Here is a 13,622-nt window from a genome sequence, read left to right on the forward strand (position 1 = left end):
CGTCGGTCAGGCGACCTGCCGGGCCGGCCGCTTGCCCTGCTTGAACGAGTCCAGTTCGGCGACGGTCTCGTCGAAGCCGGCCTGGATCTCGGCGTCCGGCTTGTACGTGAGCAGCGAGACGACGACCGCGAGGATCAGGCACACGGCGAAGCCGGGGACGATCTCGTAGAGGTGCTCCCCGAACAAGGCGACGTCGGGCTCGAACTGCCCCCACCAGAACACCGTGACCGCGCCCGCGACCATGCCGGCGATCGCGCCCCAGTTGGTGAGCTTGCGCCACCACAGCGACAGCAGGACGATCGGGCCGAACGCGCCGCCGAAGCCCGCCCACGCGAACCCGACCAGGTCGAGGATCGTCGCGTTGCGCACCGAGGCGAGCAGCACGGCCACGATGGCCACGACGAGGACGCCGACGCGCCCGAACCAGAGCTGGACCCGGGGCGAGTACTCGCGGTGGGACACCATCCACAGCAGGTCCTCGATGAGGGCCGAGCTCGTGACGACCATCTGGCTCGACATCGTCGACATGATCGCGGCGAGCACGGCGGACAGCACGATGCCGGCGAAGAACGGGTGGAACAGCAGCTGGGCGAGATCGAGGAAGACGGCCTCGGGGTCGGTCAGCGCGTGTTCGGGGTGCTGGTGGAAGTAGGCGATCCCGGCCATCGCGGTGACGATCGCCCCGCTGACGGACAGGATCATCCAGCCGATGCCGAAGCGGCGTCCGGCCTTCGCCTCGCGGGCGTCCCGCAGGGCCATGAACCGGACGATGATGTGGGGCTGCCCGAAGTAGCCGAGCCCCCACGCGACCGACGAGATCACGCCGATCGTGGTCGCGCCCCGCACCAGCGACGAGAACGTGGGGTTCACCGCGTTGATGCCCTCGACCATGGGCCCGAACCCGCCGACGGCCACGATCGCGAACGTCGGCACGAGCAGCAGCGAGACGACCATGATGCAGCCCTGCACGACGTCGGTGTAGGTCGCGCCGAGGAAGCCGCCGAACAGGGTGTAGATCAGCGTGACGCCGGCGACGATCAGCATGCCCGTCTCGTATGTCGTGCCGAACGACGACTGGAAGAAGACGCCCCCGGCGACCATGCCGGAGGAGACGTAGAAGGTGAAGAACACGAGGATGACCAGGCCGGACACGATGCGCAACAGGCGCGAGCGGTCCTTGGTGCGGGCCTCGAAGAACGTCGGGACGGTGATGGCGTCGACCGCCTGCGTGTAGACCCGCAGCCGCGGGGCGACGAAGCGCCAGTTCAGGTACGCGCCGACGGTGAGGCCGATCGCGATCCAGCTCTCGACCAGGCCCGAGGCGTACAGCGCGCCGGGCAGGCCCATGAGCAGCCAGCCGGACATGTCGGCGGCGCCGGCGGAGAGGGCGGCGACGAAGGGGTTCAGGCGGCGGCCGCCGAGCATGTAGTCGTCGTGGTCGTCGGTCTGACGGAAGGCGAACATGCCGATCGCGATCATGGCCGCGAAGTAGAGGACGATCGCGCCGACCGTCCATGGTGAAGCCCCCATGCGGAGCCTCCTTCCCTAGCAGGTGGGCACACGATAACGGCGTGCGCGGCCGTGACCAGGGCTGATCCGGCTGATGGTCCGCCGGTGACGGCTGTGCTACGCGTGCGTGTCGTGGCCCCGCTCGGCGCGCAGCGCCTCGCGCCGCTCGGCCTGCTCGACCGGGTCGGGCACGGGCAGCGAGGCGAGCAGGCGGCGGGTGTAGGCGTCCGCGGGGTGCGTCATCACCTCGAAGCCGGGCCCCTGCTCGACCAGCCGGCCCCGGTGCAGGACGCCCACGCGGTGGGCCACCTGGTCGACGACCGCGAGGTCGTGGCTGATGAACAGGCAGGCGAACCCGAAGCGCTGCTGCAGCTCGTGGAAGAGGGCGAGCACCGTCGCTTGCACGGAGACGTCGAGGGCCGAGGTCGGCTCGTCGGCGATCAGCAGGCGGGGCTGCAGGGCCAGCGCGCGGGCGAACGACACCCGCTGCCGTTGCCCGCCCGACAGCTCGTGCGGATAGCGGCGCGCGTAGCCGGCGGGCAGCTGTACGGCCTCCAGCATCTCCGCCACGCGCTCGCGCCGAGCCGCCGGACGCAGACCGGGCTCGTGCACGAGCAGCGGTTCGCCGACGCATTCCCCGATCGTGAGCTGCGGGTCGAAGCTGGTCGCCGGGTCCTGGAACACGAACCCGATCTCGCGGCGCAGCGGCCGGAACCGCCGCTCCCGGAACCCGCGCATCTCGTGGCCGAACACGGTGAGCGAGCCGCCGGTGACCGCCTCCAGGCCGGCCATCGCCCGCCCGATCGTGGTCTTGCCCGACCCGGACTCGCCGACCAGGCCGAACACCTCGCCGGCGTGGATCGTGAAATCCACGCCGTGGACGGCGGTGAAGGCGGGGCTGCCGAGGCGTCCGGGGTAGGTCACCTCCATCCCGGACGCCGCGGTGACGACCTCCGCGGCGTCCAGGCGAGCCCAGGCGTCCTGGTCGAGCCCCGCGGACGCCGACGCCGACCCGATCCGCGGCACGGCCGCGAGCAGCTTCCGCGTGTAGTCGTGCCGGGGGGACGCGAACAGCTCGGTCGCCCACGCCCGCTCGACGACCTTGCCCTGGTACATCACGAGCACCGAGTCGGCGAGGTCGGCGACCACGCCCATGTTGTGGGTGATGAGGATGATCGACGTGCCGTAGGCGTCCCGGACGTCGCGCAGCAACTGCAGGATCTCGGCCTGCACCGTGACGTCCAGCGCGGTCGTCGGCTCGTCGGCGACGATCAGCTTCGCGCCCATGGAGAGGGCCATCGCGATGATGATCCGCTGCTTCTGGCCGCCGGAGAACTCGTGCGGGAACCGGTTCACCCGCGTCTGCGGGTCGGGGATGCCGACCGAGGCGAGCGCCTCGACGGCCTTCGCCTTGATCTCGGCGCGGGTGATCTTGGGGTGATGGGCGCGCAGGCCCTCGCCGAACTGCCACCAGATCGGGAACACCGGGTTCAGCGCCGAGCTGGGCTCCTGAAAGACCATCGCGACGTCGCGCCCGCGCACCGTGCGCATCGTGGACGCCGGCAGCGTCAGCACGTCGGTGCCCTCGACGAGCACCGCCCCGTCGACCGTCGCGGTCTCCGGCAGCAGCCGCAGGATCGACCGGGCCGTCACGGTCTTGCCCGACCCGGACTCGCCGACCACCGCCAGGATCTCGCCTGGATCGACCGAGAAGCCGACGTCGGTGACCGCCTCGACGGGGCCGGCGTCCGTCGCGAAGGTGACGTCGAGGTCGCGGATCCGCAGCCGCGGATCCGTCCCCGGGAATCGCTCGTCGAGGCTCATCGCTGCTCCTTCCCGGACGCCGCCGGCGCGGCCGGCGCGCGTCGGGCCTTCACGCGCGTGCGCAGGCGCGGGTCGTTGAGGTCGTTCATCGACTCGCCCACGAGCGTCACGCCGAGCACGGACAGCACGATGGCGAGGCCGGGGAAGACCGACGTCCACCAGATGCCCGACGTGACGTCGGCCATCGAACGGTTCAGGTCGTAGCCCCACTCGGACGCCGACGTCGGCTCGATGCCGAAGCCGATGAAGCCCAGGCCGGCCAGCGTCAGGATCGCCTCGGAGGCGTTGAGGGTGAAGATGAGCGGCAGTGTCCGGGTGGCGTTGCGGAACACGTGCCCGAACAGGATGCGCGGGACGCCGACCCCGATCACCTTCGCCGACTCGACGAACGGCTCGGCCTTCAGCCGGATCGTCTCGGCCCGGATCACGCGGAAGTACTGCGGGATGAACACGACCGTGATCGACAGGGCGGCGGACAGGATGCCGCCCCAGGCGTCCGAGCGGCCGCCCGAGATCACGATCGACATGACGATCGCGAGCAGCAGCGACGGGAACGCGTAGACGGCGTCCGCGATCATCACGGCGAGGCGGTCGAACCAGCCGCCCAGGTAGCCCGACACCAGGCCGAGCAGCACGCCCAGGAACAGCGAGAAGACGACGGCGCAGGCCATGACGGCGACGGCCGTCCGGGTGCCCCAGATCACCCGGCTGAGCACGTCGAACCCGGCGACGGTCGTGCCGAGCGGGTTGCGCGCGGAGGGCGGCTGCTGGCTGCCGAAGACGCCCGCGGCGTCCGTGGTCTGCGCCCACGAGTAGGGGGCGAGCAGCGGCGCCAACGCGGCCGTGACGAGCAGGATCGCGGTCAGCGTCAGCCCGGCGATCAGCATGCCGCGCTGCAGCCCGTGGCTGCGGCGCAGGTCGGCGACGACCGGCAGCCGCAGGTACCAGGGGTCGCGCGGGTCGGCGAGATGGGCTTGGTCGGCCATGGGTCAGTACCTCACTCGCGGGTCGATGAGGGCCGCGACGACGTCGACCACGAAGTTGGTGACGGCCACGATCACGGCCATGAGCATCACGATGCCCTGCACGGCGACGTAGTCGCGGGCGCCCATGTACTGGGCGAGCATGAAGCCGAGGCCCTTCCACTCGAACGTGGTCTCGGTGAGCACCGCGCCGCCGAGGCTCATCGCGATCTGCATCCCCATCACGGTGATGATCGGGATGAGGGCGGGCCGCAGCGCGTGCCGGCGCACGAGGCGCCCCTCTCCGACGCCGCGCGAGCGGGCGGACTCGATGTAGGGGCGCTCCAGGGTGCCGATCAGGTTCGTCCGGACGAGGCGCAGGAACACCCCGCCCGTCAGCAGGCCCAGCGCGACGCCAGGGAGGATCGCGTGCGAGAGGACGTCCGCGATCAGCGGCAGGCTGCCGAGGCGGAGGGCGTCCAGCAGGTAGAACGGCGACGGGTTGGTGATCGTGCCCATCGTGATCTCGCCCGAGGTCGAGATGCGTCCCGACACGGGCAGCCAGCCGAGGTTCACCGAGAAGATCAGCTTCAGCATGAGGCCGATGAAGAAGACGGGGGTCGCGTACCCGAGGATCGCGAAGACGCGCAGGGCGGCGTCCGGGGCGCGGTCGCGGCGCCGGGCCGCGACCATGCCGAGCGGGACGCCGATCGCCAGCGCGACGATCAGCGAGTAGAGCACGAGCTCGGCGGTCGCCGAGCCGTACCGCGTGAGGATCTGGGTGACGGGCTGGTTGTCGCTGAACGTCGTCCCGAAGTCGCCCCGCAGCATCCCGGCCAGGTATTCGCCGTACTGCACGAGCAGCGGCCGGTCGTACCCGGCCTCGTGGACGCGCTGGGCCAGCTGGTCGGGCGTCAGGCGTCCGCCGAGGGCCGCGGTGATCGGGTCGCCCGTGGACCGCATGAGAAAGAACACCACGGTGACCAAGATGAAGATCGTCGGGAAGATCAGCAGGAACCGGGTCGCCAGGTAGCGGCCAAGATTGCCGCCGCGGACCCGCGCGGCGGCCGTCCCGGGCATGGCGGCGTCCTGGGACGCCTCGGGTGCCGCGAGGTCGGGCCCCGCGCCGGTGTCGGTGTTCGTCATGTGCGCTCCGTCGCTCGGGGGAGGGCGCGGCGCCCCCGGCGAGGATGCCGGGAACGCCGCGCCCTGGGGATCTACTTCGACAGCGTGCCGAGGCGCAGCTTGAACGAGGCGTCCAGCGTGACCCCCTTCACCGCCGTGCCCGCGATGGCGATCTGCTTGCCCTGCAGCAGCGGCAGGATCGACAGATCGTCGCTCAGGATGCCCTGGAGCTGGCCGAGCACCTTGTCGCGCTCGGCCTTGTCGGCGGTCGTGGCCTCCTTGCCGAGCAGCGACTGGACCTGCGCGTTGTCGTAGTGGTTCGCCAGGAAGTTGTTCTTGGCGAAGAACGGCGTCAGGTAGTTGTCGGGATCGGAGTAGTCCGGGAACCAGCCGAGCTGGTAGATCGGGTAGACGTCCTTCGTGCGGTCCTTGGAGTACTGCACCCACTCGGTCGACTGCAGGTTCACCTTGAACAGGTTCGACGACTCGAGCTGGGTCTTGACCATGGCGTACTCGTCACCCGAGCTGGGGCCGTAGTGGTCCGGGTTGTACTGGATGTTGAGCGTGACCGGCGTCTGGACGCCCGCCGCCGCGAGCACCTGGCGCGCCTTGTCGGCCGACGGCTTGCCCGACCCGTCGCCGTACTTCGTCTTGAGCTGGTCGCCCGAGCCCTCCAACCCCTCGGGGATGAAGCTGAACAGGGGCGTGTAGGTGTCCTTGTAGACCTGCGTCGAGATCGCCTGCCGGTCGACGAGGTTCGCCATCGCCTGCCGGACCGCCTGCGCCTTCTTCGCGTCGGCGCCCGACGCCTTCGCGCCGAACGGCATCGTGTTGAAGTTGAACACGATGTAGCGCATCTCGCCGCCGGGGCCCTCGTGCACGGTCACCTTGCTGTCGTTGCGCAGCGACGCGATGTCGGTGGCCGACAGGCTGCGGTGGGCCAGGTCGATGTTGCCCTGCTGGATGTCGAGCTTCATGTTGTTCGCGTCGGCGTAGTACTTCACGTTCACCGGCGACTTCGCCGCGCCCAGCATGCCCTGGTAGCCGCCGTTCGGCGTGAGGCTCACGAGCTGGTTCAGGTTGTAGCTGGCGACGTCGTACTGGCCGGCGAACGGCTTGGCCTTGACGAGGCCGGCGTCCGGCATGACCTTGTCGGCGGGCAGCGACTCCTCGTCGACGATCGGGCCGGCCGGGCTGGAGAGGATCAGCGGCCAGGTCTGGTCGTTGGCACTCTTGAGGGTGAAGACGACGGTCGTCGGGTCGGGCGCGTCGGTCTTGGCCAGGTTGCCGAGCAGGGACGCCGGCCCGTTCGGGTCGTTGATCTTGAGCTGCCGGTCGAACGAGAACTTCACGTCGGAGCTCGTCAGATCGTGGCCGTTGGCGAACTTCAGCCCGGGCTTCAGCTTCACGGTGTAGGTGGTCGGGTTCGTGAACTCCGCGGACGTCGCGATGTCGGGCTGCGGGGTCTGGTCGGCCGCGCCGGGCGCGGTGTTCACCAGGAACGGGTACACCTGGTTCATCAGGAAGAACGACCCGTTGTCGTAGCTGCCCGCCGGGTCGAGGGACGTCACCTTGTCGGTCGTGCCGGCCGTCAGCGGCGCCCCCTGGGACGCCCCCGATCCGGCCGTGTTCGTGGTGGTGGTCTGGGCGCAGCCAGCCGTCAGTGCCACGGCTGCACCCAGGGCGATCAGGACTTTGGTCCGTGGGAAGGGCCTCATGGGTTCCTCTCTTGGTCAGGTGCCGACACCCGTCGTGGGGGCGCTGTCGTGGCGATGGGCACCGATCGTGCTCCGGCTCGTTGCCGGTGTGGTGAAAACTAATGGCCCTGTCAAGGTTGTGCCTTGATATTCACAGAACGAAACCGCCGGCGTCCGGGCCGACGATGGCCCGGACGCCGGCGGCGTCCGTCAGGAAAAAGGGGTGGGAACCGATCGACGGATCAGAACCCGAGCGTGCTCAGCGTGTGCTTCAGCGCGGCGGCCGACGCCTTGAGCTTCACCAACTCCGTGTTGTTCAGCGGGACCTCCAGCACGCGCTCGATGCCCTTGTTCGACACGATGGAGGGTGCGGACAGGGCGACCCCCGAGACGCCGTAGTAGTCGTCGAGGACGCTGGACAGGGGCAGGATGACATCCTGATAACGCAGGATCGCCTCGGTGAGCCGGGCCCCGGTGAGGCCGATGGCGTAGTTCGTGGCGCCCTTGCCCTCGATGATCGAGTAGGCGGCGTGCACCGCGTCGTAGGCCAGCTCGTCGAGGACGTCTTCGCTGAACACTCGCTGGCCCGCCGCGTCCTTCCAATCCAGGATCGGGACGTGCCCGATCTCGGCGTTCGACCAGGTCGGGAACTCGGAGTCGCCGTGCTCGCCCATGATCGTGGCGTGCACGTTGGCGAGGCCGACGCCGGCCTTCTGGGCGATCGCCCAGCGCAGCCGCGACGTGTCGAGCATGGTGCCGGTCGAGAAGACCTGGTTGGCGGGCAGGCCGCTCACCTTCTGGGCGACCACCGTGAGGACGTCACACGGGTTCGTGACGAGCACGTAGATCGCGTTCGGGGCCTGCTCGAGCAACTGCGGCATCAGGGACTTCATGATGTTCGCGTTGACGCCCGCCAACTCGAGGCGGGTCTGGCCGGGCTTCTGCCGGGCACCGGCGGTGATGATGACGATGGACGAATCCTTGACGACCTCGATGTCGGCGCCGCCGGTGACGTACGAGGTCGGCGTGAACTGGGTGCCGTGGGAGAGGTCAGCGACCTCGGCGTCGACCTTTTTCGCATTGATGTCGAACAGGGCGATCTCACGCGCGGAGCCTCGGATCAACGCCGCGTACGCGAGCGACGAACCGACGGAGCCGGCGCCGATGACGCTGAGCTTCAATGCATTCAGGTCTGGGAGTTGGGTGCTCATGCGGCCCAGCCTAGGGGCTGGACGCGGGTCGGTGCAGGGGGCCGGGAACAATCAGCGCGACCTTTCCGCGGCGCGCGTCGGCGACCCGTCGGCGACCCATCGGAGGCTGTTTCGGGCGCCTCGCCCGCGTCGCTGCCGGCTCGTCGCGCGGCGCGATGCGAAGCTGGGAGCATCATGAAGCGAACCTCCCTAGCTTGCGCCAGCGCCGTGTTGCTGCTGGTGGGCGGCTGCTCCAGCACGAGCACCGCCACCGCGCCTGCGTGGACGCCGACCGAGGCCCCCACGCCGACGATCACCCCGTCTTCCCCGGCCCCCTCCGTGAGCCCCACCGAGACGGCGTCCCCCACCGCGTCCCCGTCGTCGGCGTCCGCGAGCCCGGGTGCGGATTCTGCGTCCCCGTCGCCGTCCGGGTCGGCGTCCCACTCGCCAAGCGGTTCGGCGACGCCGGCGGCGTCCGCGGCGCCCCGCGCGGCCACGGACGCCGGGTCGGTCGGCACGATGCCGTCCGGCTTCCGGCTGCCCGGCGGCCTGCGGGCCGACAACACGCTGCAGAACCTCGACCCGTGCCTCACGGTGACGGGCAAGACGGACGCCCTCGCGCAGCGCTCGGCGTCCCGGTTCAGCAGGACCGCGAACGCCCGCGCGTTCACCGGCAACGGCGGCATCGTCTTCGCCAGCGAGGACGCAGCCCGCGCCTTCATGCGCGACGCGATCGCCAAGTCGGACGCCTGCCGCACGACCCGGACGCGGACGGGCGTGGGGCTGCTGGCGTCCCGCACGGCACCCACCAACGCGGCCTGGGACCGGTCGGTCTTCACCGCCAGCCAGGTGCCGAACGCGAGCGCCAACGGGCAGCCGTGGGGCCAGGGGACGCTCATCGTCCGCAAGGGCCAGTACGTCGCGGTCTACAACAAGGCGGGCATGACCGACCGCGCGCCGGCCGGCCCGTCGAAGGAGGCCGTCGCGCAGGTGACCGAGATCCTGAAGGGCCTCGCTAGCTGAGGCCGGCCGCCGTCGCGATGACGACGAGCTGCACGCGATCGCGCGCGCCCAGCTTCAGCATGATGTGGCTGACGTGGGTGCGCGCGGTCGCCTTCGTGATCCAGAGCCGCTCGGCGATCTCGGCGTTGTTGAGGCCCTGACCCACGAGGCGCAGCACCTCGCGCTCCCGGTCGGTGAGGTCGCCCAGCTTGGGGTGCGTCGCCGGCTGCTCGCGCGGACGCGTCGCGAACGCGGCGATCACCCGCCGGGTCACCGTCGGCGACAGCAGCGACTCGCCGGCGGCCGCTGCGCGGATCGCGCGGACGATGTCGTCGGGATCGGATTCCTTCACCAGGAACCCCGCCGCCCCGCCCTCGAGGGCGGCGAACACGTACTCGTCGAGCTCGAACGTGGTCAGCATCACCACGTGGACGCCCGCCAGCGCGTCGTCGGCGGTGATCGCGCGGAGGGCGCCGAGGCCGTCCAGTTCGGGCATGCGGATGTCGAGCAGCACGACGTCCGGTCGCTCGCGTCGCACGAGGGCGAGCGCCGCGGCGCCGTCGTCAGCCTCGCCGACCAGTTCGAGGTCGGGCTCGGTGCGGATGAGGGCGCGCAGCCCCATCCGCACGAGCGCCTGATCGTCGGCGACGACGACGCGGATGGTCACGAGGGGTCCTCCTGGGAGGTGTGGGGATCGGGAGCGCTGAGGGGCAGCCGCGCGCTGACGACCGTGCCCGCGGGCGTCGAGGAGACGTCCAGCATCCCCCCGACGGACGCCGCCCGCTCGCGCATGCCGCGGATGCCGCCCCCCTCCACCAGGGACGCCGGGCCCCCATCGTCGCGGACGTCCACCGTCAGGACGCCGCCGTCCGCCGCGACCGCGACGGCGACGGACGCCCCGGGCGCGTGCCGGACGGCGTTCGTCAGGGACTCCTGCACGATCCGGTAGGCCGCGGTCTGGACGCCGCGGGGCGCGACGGCCGCGGCGTCCGAGACCGCGAGGGTGACGGCGGGGCCGCCTGCGCGGGCGCGTCCGACGAGGGCGGGGAGCGCGTCCAGGGCCGGTGTGGGGGCGAGGAGGGCGGCGTCCGGGTCGGCGCCGAAGACGCCGAGCGCGGACCGGAGGTCGGCGAGCGACTCGCGCGCCGAGGCGCGGATCGCCTCCAGCGACGCGCGCGCCTGGGCCGGGTCGGCGTCCAGGACGCGCAGCGCGACGCCCGACTGCAGCGAGATGACGGATAGCGAGTGGCCGACGATGTCGTGGACGTCGCGGGCCATGCGCAGCCGTTCGTCGGTGGTGGCGCGGTGCAGTTCTTCGTCGCGCTCGCGACGTAGGCGCGCCCGGTGTGCGGAGCGCGCCGTCCAGATGGCGGCGGGCACGAGGATCCACAGGAGGGTGGAGCCGAGGCGTCCGAGTTCGAGCGCGTCGACAGGGTGCCCGGGCGCGAGGAAGCGCGCCCCGAGCATCGGGATCAGCAGCAGGAGCCACCGCCACGCGGACGTCCCGTACCGGCACGCGAGACCGATCACCGCGACCGCGGCCGCGACGGCCGCTCCCGGCACCGTGCCGCCCTGGGCGAGGTACGCGGCCAGGGCGACGGTGGCCGCCACGTAGCTCGCGCGCGGCCACCACTGGCGCAGCGCGACGGCGAGGGTCGCGGCCATCGCGGCGGCGAGCAGCCCGGGCGGGATCGGGGGGTACTGGCCCAGGCGTCCCATCATCGGGCCACGCATCGCGGGATCGTCGGGCCAGGGGATCGAGCCGATCCGGGCGCCCGCCAGCAGCGCGAACGCGACGACCAGCGTCGCGAGCGCGTAGCGCGCGGTGCTGGCTGCCCGGTTCATGGACCCAGCCTACGAAGAGGTGGGCCGCCGGGCATCGGGCGACCGGCGTACGTCAGCGTGCGTAGACGGGGCGCGCAGGTGTCGTCCGGGGGCCGATGGCCGCGACGTCGGCGCCGGGAACGCTGATGGTCATGGACAACGCACTGACCGTGATTCCGGCTCTGATCCCGCTGCACATGATGGGCGCGGGCGGCTGCTTCGGCGGCTTCCTGCTGCTCCCGATCCTGCTGATCCTCTTCGCGGTGCTCGTCGGGCGGGGACGCCTCGGGCGGCTCGTCTGGCGCGACGGCTCCGGACGCCGCGGCTACCGGGGGGCCTGGCGTCCCGGCCCCTGGACGCCCGACGGCTCGGCCGACGTGACGCAGGGCGGGCCGGCGGGCCCGCAGTCACCGGCGGACCGTGCCCGAGCGGACGCCCTCGCCACGCTGCGCGACCGGTTGGCGTCCGGCGACATCACCCCTGAGGAGTACCGCGAGCGGGCCGCCGCGCTCGACCCGCGCTGACACCCGCGCTGACCCTCGCGCCCGGCTCCACCTTCACCCCTCCACAACGTCAACCCTTGTCAACCCGGTATCGGTCCGGGTCAACCGAAAGGAAACCACCATGATCGGACTGCTCATCATCGGCGTCATCGCCTTCTTCCTGCTGCGCGACGGACGCGTAGGGCCGCTGTCGATCGACCGCTCCGGCGCCCCCGGACGCGGACCCGGCTGCTGGCGGCACCGCGACCCGGAAGCGCTGCTCGCCGAGCGGCTGGCGTCCGGGGACATCAGCGCCGACGAGTACCGCGAGCGCGTCGCCACCCTGCGCGAGGTGTGACGCGAGCGAGGCGTCCTGCCAGGCGAGCCAACCGACGGCCCCGGCGTCCCTGTGGCGCTGGGGCCCTACCCGTGCGCCGGGTCAGCCGTCGGACGGCGTCGGCGTCGGCGTCGGCGTCTGAGTCGGCTTGGGGCGGCGCCGCGTCCGAGGTTCGGGGTGGACGACCCGGTAGTGGGTCGTGAGGTAGCCGTGCTCGTTCCACGAGGTGCCGAGGTGGACGAACCGCAGGTCGTCGCGGACCGGCCCGAACAGCGCGATGCCGTCGCCGAGCACGACGGGGGCCCTGGTCAGGACGAGGTCGTCGATGAGTCCGCGGGCGAGCCAGTCGGAGACGACGCCGGCGCCGTCGACGTAGACGGCCTGGCTGTCGCGGTCGGTGAGCGTCCGGACGGCCTCGCTGGTGGAGCGGACGACCGTGATCCGGTCGTCGCCGTGGTTGAGGGTGTGGCTCAGCACGAGCACCTGATGGTCGGGGTAGGGCCACTCGTCGAATCGGCGGACGACCTCGTAGGTGCCGCGTCCCATGAGCACGTGGTCGACGCCGGCGAGGTGCTCGTCGTAGGAGGGGACGGCGTCGCTGGGTTGGGGCTCGACGTGGCCCGCGGAGGGCGGGGGGTCGGTCAACCAAGCGAGGTCGTGGTTGCGGCGGGCGACGTAGCCGTCGAGGCTCGTGGCGAGGAACGCCCTGCCCTCCCACGTGCGGGGGTGGTGGATGCTCATGACGTCCTGACGTTCGGGGGAACCGAGGTCCTGAGAACCGAGGTGCTGGGAACCGTGATTCTAGGGAACCGTGAGGCCCATGCTAGGCATCCGATGGCCCGCTCACCGGAACGTGATCAGGCAGATCGCGGCGAAATGGCAGCTCGCGGCGAGGATCGTGCACGCGTGGAAGATCTCGTGGAAGCCGAACCAGGTGGGCCACGGGTCCGGACGCCGCCGCGCGTACACCAGCGCGCCCGCCGAGTAGATGAGCCCGCCGGCCAGGATCAAGCCGAGCACCAGCGGCCCGCCGCTCTCGTAGAACGGCCGGAGCCACCCGACCGCCGCCCAGCCGAGGCCCACGTAGAGCAGCGTGTAGAGCCAGCGCGGCGCCGACAGCCAGCAGACCCGGAACGCGACCCCCGCGATCGCCACCGACCAGACGACGGTCAGCAGGACGGCCCGGGTGCGCCCGGTGAGCAGCATCAGGGCTAGTGGGGTGTAGGTTCCGGCGATGAACAGGAAGATGTTCGCGTGGTCCATCCGGCGCAGCACCGCCTCGCCCCGGGGGCCCCAGTGGCCGCGGTGGTAGGTGGCGCTCGTCCCGAAGAGCAGCAGCGAGCAGGCGAGGTAGATCGCCCCGCCCACCTTTCCGGACGCCGTCGGCGCGAACACGATCAGCAGGATCCCCCCGACCAGGGCCAGGGGAGTCATGGCCAGATGTAACCAGCCGCGCAGCTTCGGCTTGACCGCCGAGAGCGGGCTGGTGAGGTCCTGGTGGAGAGGCATGGCGTCCTAACTACGGTTGCGTAAGCTACGGTAGCGTAGGTTTGACGTGAGGGACGCGCAGGTCGCCCTGTGGGCCTGCGTGCGTCCGTCCGGACCCCGCGGCGCCGGGCCGCGCGTCCACCTCGGCCCGCCCGGGCCCCGCGCGCGAACCAGTGCTCTCT

13 protein-coding genes are annotated in these 13,622 nt (G+C 71.2%); 3 read left to right on the plus strand and 10 right to left on the minus strand.

Translation table 11 applies throughout. The annotated features are described in order from the left end of the window. Nucleotides 1–6 precede the first annotated feature (6 nt). The 6 genes from putP to WMJ97_RS01340 form a co-directional block, all read right to left on the minus strand. Complete coding sequence (gene putP / locus WMJ97_RS01315) at nt 7–1,530, minus strand: sodium/proline symporter PutP (protein WP_347347152.1); 1,524 nt, start codon at nt 1,528–1,530, stop codon at nt 7–9. Nucleotides 1,531–1,626: 96 nt separating this feature from the next. Next, complete coding sequence (locus WMJ97_RS01320) at nt 1,627–3,333, minus strand: ABC transporter ATP-binding protein (RefSeq protein WP_347347153.1); 1,707 nt, start codon at nt 3,331–3,333, stop codon at nt 1,627–1,629. Further along, nucleotides 3,330–4,319 (minus strand): ABC transporter permease, encoded by a 990-nt coding sequence (locus WMJ97_RS01325; protein WP_347347154.1) that lies wholly within the window; start codon nt 4,317–4,319, stop codon nt 3,330–3,332. The genes WMJ97_RS01320 and WMJ97_RS01325 overlap by 4 nt, the downstream gene beginning before the upstream one ends. A gap of 3 nt (nt 4,320–4,322) precedes the next feature. Continuing rightward, the gene (locus WMJ97_RS01330; protein ID WP_347347155.1) at nt 4,323–5,441 is read right to left on the minus strand and encodes an ABC transporter permease; all 1,119 of its coding nucleotides are present in this window, start codon (nt 5,439–5,441) and stop codon (nt 4,323–4,325) included. Between the two features lie 71 nt (nt 5,442–5,512). Next, complete coding sequence (locus WMJ97_RS01335; RefSeq protein WP_347347156.1) at nt 5,513–7,138, minus strand: ABC transporter substrate-binding protein; 1,626 nt, start codon at nt 7,136–7,138, stop codon at nt 5,513–5,515. Between the two features lie 221 nt (nt 7,139–7,359). Then, a complete protein-coding gene (locus WMJ97_RS01340; RefSeq protein WP_347347157.1) occupies nt 7,360–8,328 on the minus strand; it encodes an L-lactate dehydrogenase in 969 nt (322 codons plus the stop codon). Nucleotides 8,329–8,502: 174 nt separating this feature from the next. Between WMJ97_RS01340 and WMJ97_RS01345 the strand changes: the two genes are divergently transcribed. After that, nucleotides 8,503–9,330, plus strand: coding sequence for a hypothetical protein (locus WMJ97_RS01345; RefSeq protein ID WP_347347158.1), 828 nt, complete (start codon nt 8,503–8,505; stop codon nt 9,328–9,330). On the opposite strand, the gene WMJ97_RS01350 is transcribed toward WMJ97_RS01345, so the two are convergent. Together WMJ97_RS01350 and WMJ97_RS01355 are read right to left on the minus strand one after the other, a co-directional pair. After that, a complete protein-coding gene (locus WMJ97_RS01350; protein ID WP_347347159.1) occupies nt 9,323–9,976 on the minus strand; it encodes a response regulator transcription factor in 654 nt (217 codons plus the stop codon). The two genes, WMJ97_RS01345 and WMJ97_RS01350, sit on opposite strands and share 8 nt — an antisense overlap. Next, complete coding sequence (locus WMJ97_RS01355) at nt 9,973–11,154, minus strand: sensor histidine kinase (RefSeq protein WP_347347160.1); 1,182 nt, start codon at nt 11,152–11,154, stop codon at nt 9,973–9,975. Before WMJ97_RS01355 ends, WMJ97_RS01350 begins: the two co-directional genes overlap by 4 nt. A 131-nt stretch (nt 11,155–11,285) precedes the next feature. On the opposite strand from WMJ97_RS01355, the gene WMJ97_RS01360 reads away from it, so the two are divergent. Both WMJ97_RS01360 and WMJ97_RS01365 read left to right on the plus strand, forming a co-directional pair. Continuing rightward, nucleotides 11,286–11,657, plus strand: coding sequence for an SHOCT domain-containing protein (locus tag WMJ97_RS01360; protein WP_347347161.1), 372 nt, complete (start codon nt 11,286–11,288; stop codon nt 11,655–11,657). 100 nt (nt 11,658–11,757) lie between these two features. Then, nucleotides 11,758–11,973 carry an SHOCT domain-containing protein gene (locus WMJ97_RS01365; RefSeq protein WP_347347162.1) on the plus strand — a complete coding sequence of 72 codons (216 nt, stop codon included), beginning with the start codon at nt 11,758–11,760 and terminating at the stop codon, nt 11,971–11,973. Nucleotides 11,974–12,054: 81 nt separating this feature from the next. On the opposite strand, the gene WMJ97_RS01370 is transcribed toward WMJ97_RS01365, so the two are convergent. Beyond that, a complete protein-coding gene (locus WMJ97_RS01370; RefSeq protein WP_347347163.1) occupies nt 12,055–12,693 on the minus strand; it encodes a dihydrofolate reductase family protein in 639 nt (212 codons plus the stop codon). Nucleotides 12,694–12,795: 102 nt separating this feature from the next. Further along, complete coding sequence (locus WMJ97_RS01375; protein ID WP_347347164.1) at nt 12,796–13,461, minus strand: hemolysin III family protein; 666 nt, start codon at nt 13,459–13,461, stop codon at nt 12,796–12,798. Nucleotides 13,462–13,622: the final 161 nt, after the last annotated feature.

Source organism: Nigerium sp. (genome assembly GCF_039811905.1).
Lineage (GTDB): Bacteria > Actinomycetota > Actinomycetes > Propionibacteriales > Propionibacteriaceae > Propioniciclava.

What these genes read in the sequence shown, in the direction of transcription:
- putP (WP_347347152.1), bottom strand. Translation starts at nt 1,530, where the DNA reads ATGGGGGCTTCACCATGGACGGTCGGCGCGATCGTCCTCTACTTCGCG.
- WMJ97_RS01320 (WP_347347153.1), bottom strand. Translation starts at nt 3,333, where the DNA reads ATGAGCCTCGACGAGCGATTCCCGGGGACGGATCCGCGGCTGCGGATC.
- WMJ97_RS01325 (WP_347347154.1), bottom strand. Translation starts at nt 4,319, where the DNA reads ATGGCCGACCAAGCCCATCTCGCCGACCCGCGCGACCCCTGGTACCTG.
- WMJ97_RS01330 (WP_347347155.1), bottom strand. Translation starts at nt 5,441, where the DNA reads ATGACGAACACCGACACCGGCGCGGGGCCCGACCTCGCGGCACCCGAG.
- WMJ97_RS01335 (WP_347347156.1), bottom strand. Translation starts at nt 7,138, where the DNA reads ATGAGGCCCTTCCCACGGACCAAAGTCCTGATCGCCCTGGGTGCAGCC.
- WMJ97_RS01340 (WP_347347157.1), bottom strand. Translation starts at nt 8,328, where the DNA reads ATGAGCACCCAACTCCCAGACCTGAATGCATTGAAGCTCAGCGTCATC.
- WMJ97_RS01345 (WP_347347158.1), top strand. Translation starts at nt 8,503, where the DNA reads ATGAAGCGAACCTCCCTAGCTTGCGCCAGCGCCGTGTTGCTGCTGGTG.
- WMJ97_RS01355 (WP_347347160.1), bottom strand. Translation starts at nt 11,154, where the DNA reads ATGAACCGGGCAGCCAGCACCGCGCGCTACGCGCTCGCGACGCTGGTC.
- WMJ97_RS01360 (WP_347347161.1), top strand. Translation starts at nt 11,286, where the DNA reads ATGGACAACGCACTGACCGTGATTCCGGCTCTGATCCCGCTGCACATG.
- WMJ97_RS01365 (WP_347347162.1), top strand. Translation starts at nt 11,758, where the DNA reads ATGATCGGACTGCTCATCATCGGCGTCATCGCCTTCTTCCTGCTGCGC.
- WMJ97_RS01370 (WP_347347163.1), bottom strand. Translation starts at nt 12,693, where the DNA reads ATGAGCATCCACCACCCCCGCACGTGGGAGGGCAGGGCGTTCCTCGCC.
- WMJ97_RS01375 (WP_347347164.1), bottom strand. Translation starts at nt 13,461, where the DNA reads ATGCCTCTCCACCAGGACCTCACCAGCCCGCTCTCGGCGGTCAAGCCG.